Here is a 19,352-nt window from a genome sequence, read left to right on the forward strand (position 1 = left end):
TGACCTGTGCAAAGACCAACGGCGTTCCCTTAGTGCTTCAGGGCTGACCGTGCTATCATAACAAAAACAATGATCACGAATACCAACAACCTCGGGTCCGTCCCGACACCCGCCAACGTCGCCCCTCGACCGAGTACGAGCCGCGCCGAGCTGCCGCAAGCACTCGCCGCGAACGACTCGCTGAGCACCGAAAATGCCGCGCGACTGCACGCAGCGCTGGCCAAAACCCCCGCGATCCGCCCCGAAGTGGTCGAACGCGCGTCCGCATTGGCCAAAGACCCGGGCTATCCCTCGGTAGCCATTATGGGTAAAATCGGGCGCTTACTCGCCCAGTCCAAGGACCTGAGTTTACAGGAGAATTAAGCTCATGGCGTATGCCAACCCGGGCGCACGCGCCTACCAAACGCAGTCGATACTCACAGCAAGCCCAGGCCAACTGGTGCTGCTGATGTATGACGGGGCATTGCGTTTTATGGCCCAAGCCCGCGCCGGTTTCGCCCTGCCCGAGGACAACCCCCGGCGCATCGAGACGATCCACACCGCCCTGCTGCGCGCCCAAGCGATCCTCAGCGAACTGCGCGCCAACCTCGACATGGAGGCCGGTGGCGACATCGCGGCCAACCTGGATCGTCTCTACGATTACCACCTTCGCCGACTCTTTGAATGCAACCTGCGCAAAGACGAGGCCCCGCTCATCGAGGTCGAAACCCTGGTGCGCACCCTGCGCGACGCCTGGGCCGAAATGCTCCGTTCCAACGAAAACCGCGTCGCCTGATTTGTCCGCGTTATGCCCCACTCCACCCTCAGCCCCACCACGCAGCGGCTGGTTGCCTGCCTGGAATCGTTTTCCCACCAAGAAGACGGCGCGATGGGCCACGAAGATTGGCACGGGCTGGTCAGCATTTTGGAGCGTGAACTCGCCTTATTGCAGCGCCTTTCCCAAGAAAAACCGACCGAGGCCTCGGCGCTCAAGCCGCACACCGAAAAGTTGCAACAGCGCTTCGATAAAATGGCCCTACGCATCGCCGCGGCCCAAGCCCGCGACAGCGAGGAACTCGCCAAGTTGGGCGAGACCACCAAACGCATCCACGGAGTGCGCAACACCTACCTCAAGGCCTGAACCGCGCTGAGGCCGAATAGGAAGCCGCAACAGGAAACGGGCCGGATCAAGCCACGGCAATTTAGCCGCAAAAGAACGCAAGGAGCGCAAAGAACAAACCCTGAATCCCTATGCGTTCTTTGCGTTCTTTCGCGGCTAAAGGTTCGATGGTTTCGGTTGATTTTGCGGGGGCGACGGAGGCAACAACTCGAAGGTTAACTCCGACTCTTAGCGAGACGAACGCGCGCTGAAGCGGCCGAAGTCGCAGGGGAGCCGAAGGCCCGGCGTAAATCAGCCGTTTTACACGCCGCCGAACTTGCAAAACCCGCGTTTTCAACAAACGTCATAACCAACACCCCGCCAATCTTATGGACAAAAAACAAGCAATGAAAAAAATCACTGAAAAGGTCGCCCGCGACAAGGCGATCGAGATGGTGATGCAGGCCTACAACACGGAACTGATGACGACGCTGCTGGGCCGTCTGGAAGAGAACAAACCGAAGATGCTCGGCACCAACGTGGCCCGCGATCACCTCGCCAAGGCCTTGGAGCGCGTCGTCGAGGTCTGTGCGCTGACCGAGTGAGTTAACGAACCAGCCCACACGGAGGTGGGCCCTCCCTCGGAGCCGGCATACCATCACCCTTGCGTGCTGCCCTCATTTTGCCCTCAAAGCGCGGGACGGCGCGCGAACATAAACCGGTCGCGGTCGGTTAAATCCCGCTTCGATTCCACGCCCGCCCACCCCGCGGCCTCCAGAACCGTTATTAATTCAGCGTGTTGCGCGATTCCCGTCTCCAGCGCCAGCCAGCCGTCCGGCTTTAAAAAGGCCACTGCGCCGGCAATGATCTCGCGCAGGTCCGCCAGCCCGGCTTCCGCCGCCGTCAGCGCCGTAACGGGTTCGTAAACGCGCACCTCGGGCTCAGCCGCCGCCGTCTCCGCCGCCGTCAAATACGGGGGATTGGAGACGATCACATCAAACGGCTCGGTCGCCGCCGCCGTGAGCGCGGTGTACCAACTCGATTTCACGAGCGAAACACGGCTGTCGAGCCCCAGCGCGCGGGCGTTTTCGCCGGCCAGCGCCAGCGCGTCGTCGCTGGCGTCGACCGCCACCACCTGGGCCTCGGGAAAGCGCTTGGCCAGGGCCAAGGCGATGGCTCCCGTGCCGGTGCCGAGGTCGAGAATCCGCGCCGGCGGATTCGGGGCGAGCCGGGCTTCGAGTAATTCGATTAAAAACTCGGTCTCGGGCCGGGGAATGAGCGCACGCCGGTCCACCTTGAGTTTCACCCCCGACCACTCGGTCTCGCCAAGGATATGCTGCAACGGCTCGCGCTGACTGCGGCGCTTCACCAGCGGGCGGATTTTCTCCAAGTCGGTTTCGGGCAACTCGCGCTCGAACTGCAGGTAAAGCTGCATGCGCTTAAGCCCGAGCGCGTGGCCAATGAGCAACTCGGCGTTGAGCCGCGCCGATTCCACGCCCTTGGCGGCGAGGAAATCGGTGGTCTTCTGTACGACGGCGAGAACGGTGATCATTTTAGAAAAAGGGGGCAGCGGAGTCGGATTCGGAAGGGTTACACAGAGCCGAGCCAGAGCGACCAACGTAGAGGCCAGGGAGTAATTCCCGGATCTTCATCAGTGATAATAAGTGCCAATAAGTGGTTAAAAGCTGGGGAGATCGAGTATCGATATTCAATACGGAGGCGAACCAGCAAACGAGTTAACCACTGATTCTCACTGATGGGCACTGATCCGAACGTGGAATAGAACCTCGGCGTTTTTTAACCGCTAATGAACGCTAATTTAGAGCCTCGGATTCAGTGGTTTTTATTAGCGTCCCTTAGCGTTCATTAGCGGTTAAAAATTCGGGTTCCACTTGGCTCGGTGGCGGCTCAGTCGTCGTCGCCGTCCTTGGCGCGGGTGCGCACGTAAGGTTGGCCGGTGAGGGCGGCGAACTTTTCCTCGAAATCCGCGCGTTGCAGCGCCTCGATCACCGGGTCGATCGCACCCTGCAGTAACTGCGCTAAACTGTACAGCGTCAGCCCAATACGGTGGTCGGTCATGCGGCTTTGGGGGAAGTTATAGGTGCGGATGCGCTCGCTGCGCCCGCCGGTGCCGATCTGGCTGCGGCGTTGGTCGGCGTATTTGGCGCGCTCCTCTTCCTCCTTGTGCTGCAACAGGCGCGAACGCAGCACGGCCAAGGCACTCGCTTTGTTCTTCTGCTGCGAGCGGCCGTCGGCGCAGTACACCATCATGCCGGTGGGCTTGTGCAGGATGCGCACGGCCGAATCGGTCGTGTTAACCCCTTGCCCGCCCGGGCCGCTGGCGCGTTGCACGCTGATTTCTAGGTCCTGCGGATCGAGGTGGAAATCGACCTCCTCAGCCTCGGGTAACACGGCCACCGTTACCGTCGAGGTGTGAATTCGGCCGTTGGCCTCGGTCAGCGGCACGCGCTGCACCCGCTGCACGCCGCTTTCGAACTTGAGCTGGCGATAAACATCCTGGCCGGTGATGAGAAAACTGATTTCGCGGTAGCCGCCGCGCTCGCTCAGGCTGCTGCCCATCGGCTCGATCTTCCAGCCGCGGTTTTCGGCGTAACGCTGGTACATGCGCGTGAGCTCGGCGGCGAATAGCGCGGCTTCCTCGCCCCCGGTGCCGGCGCGGATTTCCATCACCGTGTTGCGCGAATCGCTCGCCTCGGGCGGGATCATGGCGGCGAGCACGGTGCCGTGCAGGCGCTCGATGGTCGCCGTCAACTCAGGCAACTCACCGGCAGCAAGCTCTTTAAGCTCGGGGTCGCCGTGCGGATCTTTGAGCAACGCCTGGGCCTCGGCCAGCTCTAGGACGGCCTTTTCGTAGGCGCGGTGGTCGGCCACCATTTGGGCGACTTTTTGTTGTTCGCGGGAAATCTCGGTGGCCTTGCGTGCGTTGGCGTAAAACGACGGATCGGCCATCTGCGCGTCGAGCTCATCGAGGCGGCGTTTAAAGGGAAGAATATCGGGCAGGGAATCCATGCGGGAGCGGTTTAAGTAGGGGAGCGCGCAGCGACTGGCGAGGACGGTTTGAATCGTTCTCGTTCTCCTACTCCTACTCGTTCTCTTACTCTTACTCGTTCTCTTACTCTTACTCGTTCTCCAAGGCCGCCTAGAGAGCGGAGGAATCCGATTTCACGAGGTGAGAACGAGTAGGAGTAAGAGAACGAGAACGATTGAGGGAAAAGGCGGCACGGGGAACGGGAGGACGCGGAGAACGTTCAACATCCAACATTGAACATCCAACGTCCAAGGGGGAGCCGGCCAAGGACCAAGGCTCAATGACCAAGGACCAATGGCCAAGGCACCAAGGCTCAAATCGGAGACCGGGCTGGTTGAACGTTGGACGTTCAATGTTGAATGTTGGACGTTGATTCAGGGGCTTGGGTGTTGATTCAGGGGTTCGTCCGTGGCGGTCTTGCTTAACCATGGCTACGACGCTTTTCACTCAGAACATCATCGCCTGTATCTGGGACTTCGACAAAACCCTGATACCCGACTACATGCAGGCGCCGCTATTCCGCCGCTACGGGGTCAACGAGGCTAATTTTTGGAACGAGACCAACAACCTGGTCTCCCACTACCGTAAGCGCGGCTACCAGCTTTCCAGCGAAATCGCGTACCTTAACCACATCCTCACCCACGTGCTCGCCGGCAAAATGGCCGGGCTCAACAACCGCATCCTGCGCGAGTGCGGGGCCGACATCGGCTTTTACCCCGGCATGCCCGGCTTCTTCGAACGCAGCCGCGCGTTCGTCCACGAAAAGCCCGAGTACCGCAAACACGAGATCACCCTGGAACACTACATCGTGAGCACCGGCTTGGCCGAGATGATCCGCGGCAGCGCCGCCGCCAAGGGCGTGGACGGGATTTGGGGCTGCGAGTTTGTCGAAAACCCACTCCAGCCCGGCTTTCTGGAGCAACAGGAGCTGGAATTGGCCGCCGAGTCTGAGATCGCCCAGATCGGCATGGTCATCGACAACACCACCAAGACGCGCGCCATTTTCGAGATCAACAAGGGCACCAACAAAAACCCCTCCATTGATGTGAACTCCAACATCAAGCCCGAGGACCGCCGCATCCCGTTGCAGAACATGATCTACATCGCCGACGGCCCGAGCGACATCCCCAGTTTTTCGGTGGTCAAGCGCGGTGGCGGCAAAGCGTACGCGGTGTACAACCCCGACTCATCGGCCGAGTTCGAGCAAAACGACCGCCTGCGCCAAGTGGGCCGCATCGACCACTACGGCCCGGCTGATTACGCGGAAAAGAGCCAAACCTCACGCTGGTTACGCCTGCAAATCCACGGCATCTGCGACCGCATCGTAGCAGACCGCGAAGCCGCGGTGGCGCAACGCGTTTCGCGCCCGCCAAGGCACCTCGGCGCGGCCACCGACGCGGCCCCCGAGACGCCCGCCGCCCCGAGGCAGAGCACGTTTATTGACGAAGCGTAGGCGCGGCTCCGCAAAGTAGCGCAGACTTCCAGTCTGCCTGGAGTTTGGCCCCAAAACGAATTGAGATCCGCCCCCCCCCCAGCTAAGGTAGAATCGTACCGCAGGTAGCAACGGCATGGGTTTCGATGAGTTCGTTGACGTGAGGGTGGCTGTTGCGAAGTCTGCGAAACTCTCCGGAGTGATCAGCTCAGATCGCCATACATGATGCGCAGCACCTGTATGGTTCTTGGCACGAGTTAAACCCGAACGCCGAAGTTTTAACCACGGAATTCACAGATGAGCACAGATAACAGAGTGTTACTGAATTTGAAGACAGGATGAAAAAAAGGGGATCAAGCTGAGTCCGTTTACCTCCTAAGGGATTGTATCTGTGCAATCTGTGTAATCTGTGGTTGGTTTGAACTTCGGAATTCAGGTTAAACGGCCAAACTCCAGACCTTGAGCTCACGCTCAAGGGCACAAGGAGTGTGTTCGCGAATCATGTGGCCTTGAGCGTGAGCTCAAGGATTCGGCTGATCTGCGTTCGACTAGTCAGGGGCCAAACTCTAGGCAGACTTCCAGTCTGCCTCAGCTGCTTGCGAGTGCCGACGCCGGAGCAGACTGGGAAGTCTGCGCTACTTTTCCGAACCAGCCCACACGGAGGTGGGCCCTCCCTCGATCCCGCCTCCCCCGGAGGGACGACCTCCGTGTCGTCCGTGCCCGCCCGCCGGCCTCCCGAATCTTTCTCTTTCCTCTCTATCTTAATCTTTCGTCAGGGGTCGAGGTTTCGGATCGGACCGGATCGGAGGAGGAGGAGAGAACGATTAAGAGAAAGAGTAACGAGAACGATTCCAAACGCCCCGCCCCCCCCGCATTTTGGCCGAAGATACCCCTTAAGCCCCTCGCCGAACGTGCCGATAACACGGGTAACAACTACCCCAAAGCCACCCCCATGCCCCACTTTCTCCGCTTCCGCCTGCCTACCCTCCGCCGCTCCGTCCTGCCCGCATTTGCCCTGCTCAGCCTGCTCGCGGGCCTCGCCGGCTGCACCCGCCACGAACCCCTGCGCATCGGCCTGAACATCTGGCCGGGCTACGAATTCATCTACCTCGCCCAACACCTGGGCTACTACAAGCAGGAGGGCGTCGACGTTAAAATCATCGACTTCTCCTCGCTGGGCGACGCCCGCCGCTCCTTCGAACGCGGCCAGATCGACGGCCTCGGCACCACCTCCGTCGAGGTCATGATGGCCGGCGAAGCCTCCGCCGATCCCCTTAAAATCGTCAACGTGGTGGACTACTCCGACGGCGCCGACGTCATCATCACCCGCCCCAGCTTCCCCGACCTCGCCTCGCTCAAGGGCCGCAAGGTCGGCGTCGAACTCGGCTCGATTTGCGTGTACGTGCTCGCTCGCGCCCTCGAACAAGCCGGCATGACGCTCGCCGACATCACCCCCGTGTCCAAAGACCAGGCCAGCATGGAGGCCGACCTGCGCGCCGGTCTGCTCGACGCGGTCGTCACCTACCCGCCGACCTCGATGGCGATCCTCAAAGACCCGGCGTTCCAAACCGTTTTTAGCACCAAAAAAACGCCACGCGAGGTCATCGACGTGATCGCCTTTGGCGACAAAGCCATAACCCAGCGCCCCAAGGACGTGGCCGCCATGTTGCGCGCCTTCAAACGAGCGCAGGATTACTACGTGACCCACAAGGCCGAAGCGCTCCAGATCATGGCCAAACGCGAAGGCGTTTCCCCTGAGGAATTCGAACAGGCGCTCACCGATGGCATGCGCATCGTGACCGCCGCCGACCAAGCCGCCTACCTGCGCGAGGGCGGAATCAAAACCGTGATCGCCCGCACCGGCCAGGTCCTCACCCAAACCAAACTCCTCCGCCAACCCAAGGCGGCTGAGTCCTACTTCAGCGATCGCTTCGTAACGGCTGCCCCATGAGCGAAAGCCCCGCGCCCACACGCTCGCTCTCGCGCAAGATCACCCTGCCGCTGGTGCTCGTGGGCACCTGCCTGGCCGCGCTCGGCGTGGCGGGCATCTACACCATCGTCAGCTCGCACCTAGAAGCGCGCCTGCGCCTGCGCGCTCAGACCATCGCCCAATCCATCGCCTACGCCGCCGAAAACATAGATAGGGAAGGCGAATTGCAGCGCATCGTCAGCGCAACCGGTGCGGAGCGGGAAGTCTCCCTGCTGCTGGTTTCCGGCGGCTATCCCAACGCGGTTGTCGCTAGCAGCAACCCGACTTGGCGCAAACGCCCGCTCGAACTCGATTTCGCCACGGTAAAACTCCACCGGTACGAGGAGATCACCCAAGCCACATGGAGCGCGATTGGCCTCGACCCGCGCAAACCACCCGCCGACTGGCTGGTGGTTTCCCTGCCCCTGCAACTGCACAACCTAGAGGTTAACACCATTAATTTGTACCCCGCCGTGGTGCTGGTCGCCCTCGACACCACCGCCACGCGGGCGGATGTCTGGCGCCTCACCGCGTGGGCGGCGGTCGGATTCAGCCTGACGCTGGTAGCGCTCAGCACGCTGTATTACCTCAACCTACGCCGCCTCGTGCTGCGCCCGCTCTCCGAGCTCGCCCAACGCCACCTCGGCGCCCCGGTCCCCAGTCCACGCCCTGCGGCCACCGTGGTCGACCCCGCCGACGAAATCGGCCAGCTCGACGCCGCGCTCACCCGCACCTTCACCGCCATCAACGCCGCACGCATTGAGCGCGATCACATTGAATTCGCCTTCAACCAACATGTCATCGTGGCGGCTACAGATCCGCGCGGCCGGATAATTTATGCCAATGACCGGTTCTGCAACGTCTCTGGGTATTCGCGGCAAGAACTGCTCGGTCAGGATCACCGCATCGTTAACTCCGGCCACCATCCACGCGAATTCTTCGCCGATCTCTACAAAACTATCCAGCATGCCGGTGTCTGGCATGGGGAAATCTGCAACAGGACCAAAAGTGGCAAGTTATACTGGGTGGATACCACGATCGTCCCTGAATTGGATTCCGCTGGGAAACCCGTTCGCTACGTAGCGCTGCGTAGCGACATCACCGAGCGCAAGGCCGCTGAAGCCGAGCTCATGGAGACCAACAGCCAGCTCAACCTCGCCATCGACCGGGCCAACCAACTGACCCTCACCGCCGAGATGGCGACCATCGCCAAGGCCGATTTTTTGGCGAATATGAGCCACGAAATCCGCACCCCGATGAACGGGGTCATCGGCATGTTGAGCCTGTTAATCGATTCCCCGCTTTCGGAGGAACAGCGCCAGTTCGCCACCGTCGCCAACGCCAGCGGCGAGACCCTGCTCACCTTGATCAACGATATCCTCGATTTCTCCAAGATCGAGGCCGGCAAACTCACCATCGAGTCCATCGACTTGGATCTCGCACACCTGATCAGCTCCTTGATGCCGATCTTCGAATTCCGCGCGAAGGAGAAACAGATCGCGTTGATCCAGGAAATCCAGCCCACGGTGCCCACGCTACTCGTGGGCGACCCGGTGCGCCTGCGCCAGGTTATCACCAACCTGATGACCAACGCCCTCAAGTTCACCACCCAGGGCGAGGTGAAACTGAGCATCACCGCCCCGCGCCTCACGCCCACGGAAGTGGTTTTGCGTTTCGCGGTGAGCGACACCGGACTGGGAATACCGGAGGACAAAATCGGGCGGTTATTTAACAAGTTCAGCCAAGTGGACACCTCGACGACGCGCAAATACGGCGGCACGGGGTTGGGCCTGGCCATCTGCAAACAACTCGCCGAGTTAATGGGCGGAGAAGTCGGGGTAAGCAGCCAAGCCGGGCAAGGCTCGGAATTTTGGTTCACCGCGCGGCTCGGACGCCAGCCGCCCACAGCCCGCCAAGCTGCCCGTGTAACGCCGAGTTGGAGCTCGGCTGCCCCGGTAACCGCTTCCGTCAGCGTCTCGGCTCCCGCGTCGACCACGCCGGTGCGCATCTTACTCGCCGACGACAACGAGACGAACCAACTGGTGACGCTCAGCCTATTAAAAAAAATCGGTTACGCCTGCGCCACGGTAGGCGACGGCGCAGCGGCGATTCGCGCCCTCGCCGCGCACCCCTACGAGCTGGTGTTGATGGACGTGCAAATGCCGGAGATGGACGGCCATGAAGCCACCACGCGCATCCGTGCAGGGGAAGCCGGGGAAGCCAAGCGCCAGGTACCGATCATCGCGATGACCGCGCACACGCTCAGTGGTGACCGCGAAGCGTGTTTGGCGGCAGGGATGAGCGATTACCTGAGTAAACCCATCGAACCGCTGGCGCTGAAAGCGATGGTCGAGCGCTGGCTACCGGCGTCGCCAACAACAGCCGGAACAACGTCCAACATCCAACATTGAACGTCCAACATTCAACCTACCGAAAATCTCCGCACTCCGAATCCGGCCCTTTGAACGTTGGATGTTCAATGTTGGATGTTGAGCGTTCTCCGAATTCCGCCCCTCCCCCGGAACAACCCCTCGAACAACGTCCAACATCCAACATTGAACGTCCAACATTCAACCTGCCGACCCAGACGACACGGAGGTCGTCCATCCCCCGGAACAAAGCCTCGGAAAACATCCAACATCCAACATTGAACGTCCAACATTCAACCTACCGACCCGACCTCCACCCCCCGCACTCCGACTCGGTCATTGGTCCTTGGTCATTGATCATTGGTCATTGGTCCCCCCGCCCCTGAGTTGAACGTTCTCCGAATTCCGACCTCCGCCGCCTCCCCTCCCCCCTCCCCCCTCCTCCCTCTTTCTCTTTCCTCTTAATCTTAATCTTTCGTCAGGGATCAGCCGGATCGATCCAATCGGAAAAGAGAACGATTAAGATAAAGAGTAACGAGAAAGATTCCCCTCCCCAATCCCCCCATGCTCCCCCTCCCCCTCGCCCACCCCGACCGGCTTGCCGCCCTCCACCGCCTGCGCCTGCTCGACAGCGAAGCCGAGGCCAATTTCGACCGCGTCTCCCGCCTCGCCTCCCACTTGCTCAAGGCCCCCGTCGCCCTGCTCTCGCTTGTCGACGACCACCGCCAGTTTTTCAAATCCGCCGTCGGCCTCGGCGGCTGGGCCGGCGAAGCCCGCGAAACGCCCCTCACCCATTCCTTTTGCCAACACGTCGTCACCTCCGGTGCCAACCTGGTCGTCGAGGACGCCCGCGGCCACCCCGTGGTCTGCGACAACCTCGCCATCCCCGATCTCGGTGTGGCCGCCTACCTCGGCATCCCGGTGCGCGACCGCGACGGCTTTGTCCTTGGTTCGTTCTGCGTGATCGACGGCGTGACTCGCTCCTGGACCCCCGCCGACATCGCGCTACTCGAAGACCTCACGGCGATGGTCATGACCGAGATCGCCCTGCGCCAGGAAAACATCGACCACCGCGAAACCACCGCCCAGTTGCGCCTGCGCAACGAAGCGGTCGTCGCCGCCAAAGAGGCCGCCGAAGCCGCCACCCGCGCCAAGGCCGATTTCCTGGCCAACATGAGCCATGAAATCCGCACCCCCATGAATGCGGTCATCGGTATGACCGATCTGCTCCAGCACACCGAACTCACCGAGACGCAAACCGACTTCGTGGGCACCATCCGCAGCAGCGGCGAGAGTTTGCTGACGTTGATTAACGACATCTTGGATTTCTCGAAAATCGAGTCCGGCCACTTGGAACTGGAAAAGGTGCCAGTTAACCTGCGCGACTGCCTGGAAAGCGCCCTCGATTTGGGTGCCATTCAGGCCAACGCCAAGGGACTGGAACTGTACGCCGACATCTCCGCCGAGCTGCCCGGGCGTATTCTCGGCGACAGCACGCGCCTGCGCCAAGTCGTGGTGAACCTGGTGTCCAACGCGATCAAGTTCACCCGTTGCGGCGAAGTGGTCGTTAGCCTTGCACGGCTGCCCGCCACCGCCTCCACCCTCACGCAGCCGCCGCAGCCCGAGCGCTTGCACGTGTGCGTGCGCGACACCGGAATTGGCATCCCGACAGACCGGCTGCACCGGCTGTTTAAGGCGTTTTCCCAAGTCGATGCCTCCACCACCCGCAACTACGGCGGCACGGGGCTCGGCCTGGCGATTTGCCGGCGTCTGGTGGAGCTGATGGGCGGACGCATCTGGGTGGAGTCCCAACCCGGTCGCGGATCCCAATTCCAATTTGAACTACCGCTGGAGCTGCCGCCCGATGAGCCCGTGGCCGCCACGCCCCCGGCGCAGATCGCTGGTAAACGCCTGCTGCTGGTCGATGGCAATCCGGAGAAACTCCAGGTGCTCACCCGCCAGGCCCGCAGCTGGGGTCTGGTGACCACACCCACTGCCTTCGGCTCCGAAGCGCTCGCCCTGCTCGATCAAGGCGAGGCATTCGACCTCGCGATTATCGACGTGCAAACCTGCGCCGCCGACGGCCACGCCTTCGTCGCAGCCGTGCGCCAACGAAGGTCGGCCGTAAAACTCCCCATTATCACGCTGGCTCCGCTGGGCGAAGACGCCACGCGCTTTGCTCCGTTTACGTTAGCCCGCGTACTGCCCAAGCCGACCAAAACCACCGTGCTGCTCCAGGTGATTTCGGGACTGTTTGCGTCGGCCAGCGAAGAGGCCGCCCCTGCCACCATCCCGATCGACGCCAACCTCGGCGCCGCGTACCCGCTCAAGGTGCTGCTCGCTGAAGATCACCCCACCAACCAACTGGTTGCGCAACTCCTCCTAGAGCGCCTCGGCTACACCTGCATCACCGTGGGCAACGGCCTTGAAGCGCTTGAAGCGGTCGCCCGCCAGCCCATTGACGTCATTTTTATGGATGTGCAGATGCCGGAACTCGACGGCTTGGAAGCCTCGCTTCGGCTCGGCACGTTGTATCCGACGCGCAAACGCCCCTGGATTGTGGCGATGACGGCCAACGCGATGGAAGGAGACCGCGAAGTCTGCCTGAAGGCGGGCATGGACGCTTATGTCAGCAAACCGATCAACGCAGTGGCGCTGGGCCGCGCCCTGGTCAACGCCCACGCCAGCCTAATGCTTCGGCGGTGAAAACCCGAAAAACCAGCCGCCAAACAACGCCAACAACGGACCCCGAAACAACATCCCCGACAACGTCCAACATCCAACATTGAACGTTCAACATCCAACCAACCCGAGCAAACCAGCCACCCGCACTCCACCTCGGTCATTGCTCATTGGTCATTGGACATTGGTCATTGGTCATTGGTCATTGGTCATTGGTCATTGGTCATTGGTCATTGGTCATTGGCCCCCCTCCGCCCTCTTTCTCTTTCCTCTTCATCTTAATCTTTCGTCAAGGCCGGCCCGAGTCGGATCGGAGTAGAGAACGATTAAGATAAAGAGTAACGAGAAAGATTTTAAGCCCTCCGCCCCCCCCCATGCCGCTCCCGCTCCACTTTCGCGCCTCCAAGCTCCGCACGCTCACCCCACTGGTGATCGCCCTCGGCCTGGCCCTGAGCGCTGCGCTCGCCTGGCAGGCCGAGAAGACCGCCGCCTCCTCCGACCTCCAACGCTTCCAGCGCTTCAACGAGCGCATCCAAGCGGCGGTCACCCGCAGCGTCCGCCGCTTCGACTACGGCCTGCGCGGCTCCATGGCGCTCTGGCCCGCCACTAAGTCGGTGGAACGCGGCGAATTCACCCAGATGTTTACTGCGCGCGACCTCCCCAGCGAGTTCCCCGGTGCCCTCGGCCTCGGTTTCATCAAACGCGTCGAGCGCGCCGACATCCCCGCCTTCCTCGCCGCCACGCGCGCCGACGAAGCGCCTGATTTTAAGCTCAAAACCAGCGGCGAGGCAGCCGACCTGTTCGTCATCGAATTCATCGAACCGTTGGCCAAAAACCAAGCCGCGCAGGGCTTCGATGTCGGCCAGGAAAAAAACCGCCGCGCTGCGGCCGAACGCGCCATGCTCACCGGCCAGGCTGCGCTCACCGAGCCCATTATCCTGGTGCAGGCCAAGGATGAAGGCCCCGGCTTCCTGTACTTTTACCCCGTTTATAAAAACGGCACCCACCCCGTCACGCCCGAGCAACGCCGCGCCGCCTTGTTAGGCTGGACCTACATGCCCATCGTTGCCTCGCGCATCTTTGCCCACGTGACCGAGGAGGTCGGCGGCGAACTCGATTTTGAAATTTTCCAGGGTGAAACCCTCGACGCCGCCCACACGATTTTCGATGCCGACGGGCATTTAAAAGGCTCAACCGGCACCGTAACGGCCCAAAACTATACGCAGCGCCAATTCCACACCACCACGCCTGTGAGCGTCGGCGGGCTCATGTGGACACTCGCCACCAGCACGACCCCCAAGTTCAACCATACTTCGCGGCTCGGCGTTTATAGCGCCGCAATCGGCGGGCCGCTGCTCACGCTGCTGCTCGCGGCCCTCTTGATGAACCTAAGTCGCACCACGCGCAAAGCCCAGGCGCTGGCCACCGCGATGACCGCCGACCTCGCCGCCGCCAAGGCCAAGGCGGAGATGCTCGCCTTGGTCGCCACCCGCACCACCAACGCCGTCGTCTTCACCGACGCCGAGCGCCGTATTACTTGGGTCAACGCGGGCTTTACGCGAATCACCGGCTACACCCTGGACGAAGTCCTCGGCAAGTCGCCCGGACAGGTACTGCAATCCAGCGCAACTGACCCTGAGACGATCCTGGCGATGCGGGCAGCGCTGAACGCCGGCGAAGGTTTTAAAGGCGAGATCATCAACTGCGGTAAAGCCGGCCAGATCTACTGGCTCGACCTCAACATCATTCCGCTGCGCGACGACGCTGGGCTGCTCACCGGGTTTATGGCGATCGAGCTGGATATCACCGCACGCAAACACGCCGAGGTTTTGCTCAAGGAACAGGCCGAACGCACCGAGCTGGCGATGGAGAGCGGCGGACTCGGCCTGTGGGACTGGAACGTCGTCACCGGCGAAACCCTCTTCGACCACCGCTGGGCCGCCATCGTTGGCGAGGAGTTGGCCGATTTGCGCCCCCACGTCGACGAATGGCTAACGCGCTGCCACCCGGTTGACCTGCCGATCGCCCAGGCCGCGCTGCAGCGCCACTTCTCCGGAGAGACCGCGTTTTATCAGTGCCGGCACCGGGTCAAACACCGCCGCGGCCACTGGCTGTGGATCATGGATTGCGGCCGCGTCGTGAGTCGCTCAGCCGACGGCAAACCGTTGCGTATGGTCGGCACCCACCATGACATCACGAGCACGCAACTCGCCCAGCTTGAGATCGAGCGGCACGTCACCGCGCTCGACCACACCAGCCGCTTGGCCAAGGTCGGCGCCTGGGAATACAACCCGCTCCTGCAAACCCTCACCTGGAGCGACCAGGTGCGCGTGATCCACGAGGTCGACGCCTACTACGAGCCCACGCTGGCCACCGCCACCGCCTTCTACCTCGGCGAGGCCGCCGCCACGATCAAGGGGCTCATTAAAGCCGCCCTCGACCACGGCACGCCCTTCGACATCGAACTGCCCTTCTGCACCGCCCAGGGCAACCACCTCTGGGTGCGCGCCGTCGGCGAAGCCAGCCGCGTGGGTGAAACCACCGTGCTCCTTCGCGGCGCTTTGCAGGACATCACCGAGTCGCACCGCCAGCGCGAGTTGCTCGCCCATGCCAAAGACGCCGCCGAGGCCGCCACCCGCGCCAAGGCCGATTTCCTGGCCAACATGAGCCACGAAATCCGCACCCCCATGAACGCGGTCATCGGCATGACCGAGCTGCTCCAAGGCTCGCCGCTCGACGCCGAACAAACCGAGTTAGTTGGCACCATCCGCACCAGTGGCGAGGCGCTGCTGAGTTTGATTAACGACATCCTCGATTTCTCCAAAATCGAGTCCGGCTACCTCGAACTCGAGCACATGCCGGTCAACCTGCGCGACTGCCTTGAAACCGCTGTGTCAATCAGCGGACACAGTGCCGCCGCCAAGGGGATCGACTTGATGCTCGAAATCGAACCGGGCACTCCCGAGGCCATGCTCGGCGACTCCACCCGTCTGCGCCAAGTCGTCACCAACCTGTTAAGCAACGCGGTCAAATTCACCACTCAAGGCGAGGTGTTAGTGAGCCTCTCCCTGCAAGCGGACCAGCGCCTGCGTTTTGCGGTGCGCGACACCGGTATGGGCATTCCCGCCGACAAGCTCGACCGGCTGTTCAAGTCGTTCAGCCAAGTGGACAGCTCCATCACGCGCAATTTCGGCGGCACGGGGCTGGGGCTGGCGATCAGCCAACGCCTGGTCGAGATGATGGGCGGGCGCATCGGCGTGGAATCCACCCCGGGCCAAGGCTCCACCTTCAGCTTTGAGATCCCCTACGAAAGTGCCGCCTGCCCGCCGCGCGCCGGCGAAGGTGACAGGGCAGTGTTGGCCGGACGCCGCCTGCTCATCGTCGATGACAACGACTCCAACCGCCGCATCCTCGCCAGCCAGTGCAGCGGCTGGGGACTCGACGCACAGACGGTCGACTCCGGCGCCGCCGCCCTCCAGTTAATCGACGCCGGCACCCGTTTTGACGCGGCGCTCATCGACGTACAAATGCCCGGCATGGACGGGCTGACGCTCGCCGCCGAGTTGCGTCGCCGCCTACCCGCGAGCCAACTGCCGCTGCTGGTGCTGACCTCGCAAGGCACCACCGCGCAGGCCTTCGCTGGGCTCGACGTGGCCCGCGTGCTGAGCAAACCGGCGCGCGCCGAGGTACTCCGAGGTGCATTAGGTGAGCTCTTTCAGCCCAAGCCCACGAAGGCGAAAGCCGACGCGGCCGGGGCTGCGGCGGCGAATGGGAACTCAGGCGTGGCAGGGGCGGAGACGGGGGCGGACGCGCCTACGCTGAAGCCGGCGCTGCGCATATTATTGGTGGAAGACATCGAGATTAACCAACAAGTGGCGACGCTGCTGTTGGGGCGGCTCGGGTACACGGCGGCGATTGCCAACAACGGTGTGGAAGCGCTTGAAGCGGTGGCCAAAGAGACCTTTGACCTGATCTTTTTGGACATGCAGATGCCCGAGATGGACGGGTTAACCTGTGCGGGCCACCTGTGTGCGAAATACCCGGCGTCGACGCGCCCGTGGATCACGGCGATGACGGCCAACGCGCTGGAAGGGGACAGGGAAAAGTGTATTGGGGCCGGCATGGACGACTATGTGAGCAAGCCGATCAGCGGCCAGGCGCTGACGGGGGCGATCGCGCGGGCGGCCGAAGGCCTGCGCGGGCGGAGGGAGGGCCAAGGAGCAATGACCAATGTCCAATGACCAATGACTAATGACCAATGCTCAACCCGAGGATTGCCGCGAAGGTTGAACGTTCTCCGCACCTCCGCCTGCTAAACATTGGTCATTGCTCCTTGGACATTGATCATTGGTCCTTGGTCATTGGCCCTTGGTCATTGGTAATTGGTCCTTGGCGCTTTTTCCGTTTGTGCCCGCGCCGATTGATCTCCGGACTGCCCCTTTTCCTATCACCATGTCACTAAACTCCACGCCGCTCCGCACCCTTGATCCCGAGATCCACTCGGCCCTCGCTTCCGAGTTTTCCCGTCAGCAGAGCCACATCGAGCTCATCGCCTCCGAAAACTTCACCTACCCGGCCGTCATGGAGGCCCAGGGTAGCGTGCTCACCAACAAATACGCCGAGGGTTACCCCGCCAAGCGCTGGTACGGCGGCTGCGAGTACGTCGACAAGATCGAGCAAATCGCCATCGACCGCGCCAAACTGCTCTTCGGTGCCGAGTACGCCAACGTCCAGCCCCACTCCGGCTCGCAGGCCAACACCGCCGTCTACGCCTCGGTGCTCACCCCCGGTGACAAACTTTTGGGCATGAACCTGAGCCACGGCGGCCACCTCACCCACGGCAACCCGGCGAATTTTTCCGGCAAACTCTACAACTTCGTCCAATACGGCGTGCGCGAAGACACCGGCCTGATCGACTACGACGAGCTCGCCGCCATCGCCCTGCGCGAGAAGCCCAAGATGATCACCGTGGGCGCCTCCGCCTACTCGCGCGTGATCGACTTCGCCCGCATGGGTGAAATCGCCCGCTCGGTCGGCGCCTTCCTGTTTGCCGACATCGCGCACATCGCCGGCTTGGTTGCCGCTGGAGTTCACCCGTCGCCCTTCCCGCACGCCGATTTTGTCACCACCACCACGCACAAGACCCTGCGCGGCCCGCGTGGCGGCCTGATTTTGGCCAAGGCTGTGCACGGCAAGGCGCTTGATTCCGCCGTGTTCCCCGGCACCCAAGGCGGCCCGCTCATGCACGTGATCGCCGCCAAGGCCGTGTGTTTCGGCGAAGCCCTCAAGCCCGAGTTCAAAACCTACGCCCAGCAGGTGGTTAAAAACTCGCAAGCCCTCGCCGCCGCCTTTGTTAGCCGCGGCTACAAGCTGGTTTCGGGCGGCTCCGACAACCACCTGTTCCTGGTCGACCTGCGCCACAACCTGCCCGAGCTCACCGCCAAGAAGGCGCAAGAAACGCTCGATCTGGCGCACATCACGCTCAACAAAAACACGGTTCCCTTCGAGACCCGTTCGCCCTTCCAAGCCTCCGGCATCCGCGTGGGCACGCCGTCCATCACCTCGCGCGGTTTTGTGGAGTCCGACATGGACGAAGTCGCTGCGGTGATTGATCTGGTGCTCAAAGCGATCGGCACCGAAGGCGAAGCCGCCGCGCTGACCGCCGCCAAAGCCCGCGTGGCGGTGGTGACGGCCAAGTACCCGTTGCCCTACACGCTGTAAGCGAGCGAAAGCGTAGGCACCCCCGGTTGCGTTAATGTAACCGCCCCAAAGCCGCCCCGGAAACCCCGGGGCGGCTTTTTGTGGGCCTATGCTGCACCTTGAGCTCACGCTCAAGGCCACATCCCGCTCCCCGCCCTGCGCCCACGACACCTCCCCGTGGCCTTGAGCGTGAGCTCAAGGAGTGCGCCACTCTCGGACAACGTCCAACCGCCACTAAGTCTGCGCAGCTTCGTTGAACGTTGGATATTGAGTGCTGGATGTTGAACGTTCTCCGAAATCCGAGCAACGGACTCACTCGTAAACATCCGCACGGTGGCCGACTTTCACCACCAGAACAATCAGTTTGCCGGCGTCGATCCGGCAAATGACCCGATAATCGTCCACCCGATACCGCCAAAGGCCGTGCGCATCGCCCCGGAGTGGTTTACCAAACACGGCGGGATCGCTGGCCGGTTGGATGCGAGTGAACAGGTAGCGTACAATGCGCTCTTGGGCCCCGCGATCCAGTTTGGCCAACTGCTTTTTGGCCGTGTCGGCCAGCTCAACCTTCCAAGGTGACATCGAGTTCCGCCGCGACCTGTTCGAGCGTGTAGGTTTTTTCCTTACCTGCTTCTACCCGGGCCAGCACCGCAGCGCCATCACGGGAGTCCTTCAGGTCGGCCAGTAAACCATAAACCGCCTCGCGGGCCAGCGCCGCCTTGGAGCTGTGCTGGCGTTTGGCAAGGCGCCCCAGCTCGCGTTCGGCTTTAGCGGGTAATCTTAACGAAACCATGCCCGAAACCCTGCTCCGTTCACGCCTCCGGTCAAGGTCATTGAGCCCACGGCGTACGCAATCTCCCAGTCATGGAACACAGCCACGTGAGCGTGAGCGCAAGGAGTGCGCTACTCCCGGACAACGTCCAACCTCCAACCAACCCGAGCCAACCCCCGCCCTCAGCACTCCGGCTCGGTCCTTGGCCATTGGTCCTTGGTCATTGCTCCCCACTCCCTCCGCCGGCCCATTTTCACCGATTCGCGCCTTGGCTATGCTCGCGGAGTCGTTTTCCTGTGCA

At 62.0% G+C, this 19,352-nt stretch carries 14 protein-coding genes; 10 read left to right on the forward strand and 4 right to left on the reverse strand.

Translation table 11 applies throughout. The annotated features are described in order from the left end of the window. The first annotated feature begins 69 nt into the window (after positions 1-69). The 4 genes from H2170_14310 (at position 70) to H2170_14325 (ending at position 1,683) form a co-directional block, all read left to right on the forward strand. On the forward strand, positions 70-363 hold the full coding sequence (locus tag H2170_14310) for a hypothetical protein (GenBank protein MCS6301247.1): 294 nt from the start codon (positions 70-72) through the stop codon (positions 361-363). Between the two features lie 4 nt (positions 364-367). Beyond that, on the forward strand, positions 368-775 hold the full coding sequence (fliS, locus tag H2170_14315; GenBank protein ID MCS6301248.1) for a flagellar export chaperone FliS: 408 nt from the start codon (positions 368-370) through the stop codon (positions 773-775). Between the two features lie 12 nt (positions 776-787). Continuing rightward, positions 788-1,120: a hypothetical protein gene (locus H2170_14320; protein ID MCS6301249.1), complete on the forward strand. Its 333-nt coding sequence runs from the start codon at positions 788-790 to the stop codon at positions 1,118-1,120. 347 nt (positions 1,121-1,467) lie between these two features. After that, positions 1,468-1,683, forward strand: a complete 216-nt coding sequence (locus H2170_14325) for a hypothetical protein (GenBank protein MCS6301250.1) — start codon at positions 1,468-1,470, stop codon at positions 1,681-1,683. Positions 1,684-1,766: 83 nt separating this feature from the next. Here H2170_14325 and prmC read toward each other — a convergent pair whose 3' ends face one another. Together prmC and prfA are read right to left on the reverse strand one after the other, a co-directional pair. After that, entirely contained in the window at positions 1,767-2,630 is an 864-nt protein-coding gene (prmC, locus tag H2170_14330; protein MCS6301251.1) for a peptide chain release factor N(5)-glutamine methyltransferase, read from the reverse strand. A gap of 356 nt (positions 2,631-2,986) precedes the next feature. Continuing rightward, on the reverse strand, positions 2,987-4,108 hold the full coding sequence (gene prfA / locus H2170_14335) for a peptide chain release factor 1 (protein ID MCS6301252.1): 1,122 nt from the start codon (positions 4,106-4,108) through the stop codon (positions 2,987-2,989). Positions 4,109-4,554: 446 nt separating this feature from the next. On the opposite strand from prfA, the gene H2170_14340 reads away from it, so the two are divergent. The 6 genes from H2170_14340 (at position 4,555) to H2170_14365 (ending at position 18,300) form a co-directional block, all read left to right on the forward strand. Next, positions 4,555-5,580, forward strand: coding sequence for a haloacid dehalogenase-like hydrolase (locus H2170_14340; GenBank protein ID MCS6301253.1), 1,026 nt, complete (start codon positions 4,555-4,557; stop codon positions 5,578-5,580). A 931-nt stretch (positions 5,581-6,511) separates the two neighbouring features. Beyond that, on the forward strand, positions 6,512-7,510 hold the full coding sequence (locus tag H2170_14345) for an ABC transporter substrate-binding protein (protein MCS6301254.1): 999 nt from the start codon (positions 6,512-6,514) through the stop codon (positions 7,508-7,510). Next, complete coding sequence (locus H2170_14350) at positions 7,507-9,939, forward strand: response regulator (protein MCS6301255.1); 2,433 nt, start codon at positions 7,507-7,509, stop codon at positions 9,937-9,939. The genes H2170_14345 and H2170_14350 overlap by 4 nt, the downstream gene beginning before the upstream one ends. Before the next feature lie 522 nt (positions 9,940-10,461). Continuing rightward, complete coding sequence (locus H2170_14355) at positions 10,462-12,603, forward strand: response regulator (protein ID MCS6301256.1); 2,142 nt, start codon at positions 10,462-10,464, stop codon at positions 12,601-12,603. Positions 12,604-12,953: 350 nt separating this feature from the next. Beyond that, positions 12,954-16,820 carry a CHASE domain-containing protein gene (locus H2170_14360; protein MCS6301257.1) on the forward strand — a complete coding sequence of 1,289 codons (3,867 nt, stop codon included), beginning with the start codon at positions 12,954-12,956 and terminating at the stop codon, positions 16,818-16,820. Positions 16,821-17,031: 211 nt separating this feature from the next. Continuing rightward, positions 17,032-18,300: a serine hydroxymethyltransferase gene (locus H2170_14365; GenBank protein MCS6301258.1), complete on the forward strand. Its 1,269-nt coding sequence runs from the start codon at positions 17,032-17,034 to the stop codon at positions 18,298-18,300. A gap of 291 nt (positions 18,301-18,591) precedes the next feature. Here H2170_14365 and H2170_14370 read toward each other — a convergent pair whose 3' ends face one another. Beyond that, positions 18,592-18,861: a type II toxin-antitoxin system RelE/ParE family toxin gene (locus H2170_14370; GenBank protein ID MCS6301259.1), complete on the reverse strand. Its 270-nt coding sequence runs from the start codon at positions 18,859-18,861 to the stop codon at positions 18,592-18,594. Then, complete coding sequence (locus H2170_14375) at positions 18,842-19,072, reverse strand: ribbon-helix-helix protein, CopG family (protein MCS6301260.1); 231 nt, start codon at positions 19,070-19,072, stop codon at positions 18,842-18,844. Before H2170_14375 ends, H2170_14370 begins: the two co-directional genes overlap by 20 nt. Positions 19,073-19,352 lie beyond the last annotated feature (280 nt).

The organism is Opitutus sp. (assembly GCA_024998815.1).
In the GTDB taxonomy this organism is placed as follows: domain Bacteria; phylum Verrucomicrobiota; class Verrucomicrobiia; order Opitutales; family Opitutaceae; genus Rariglobus.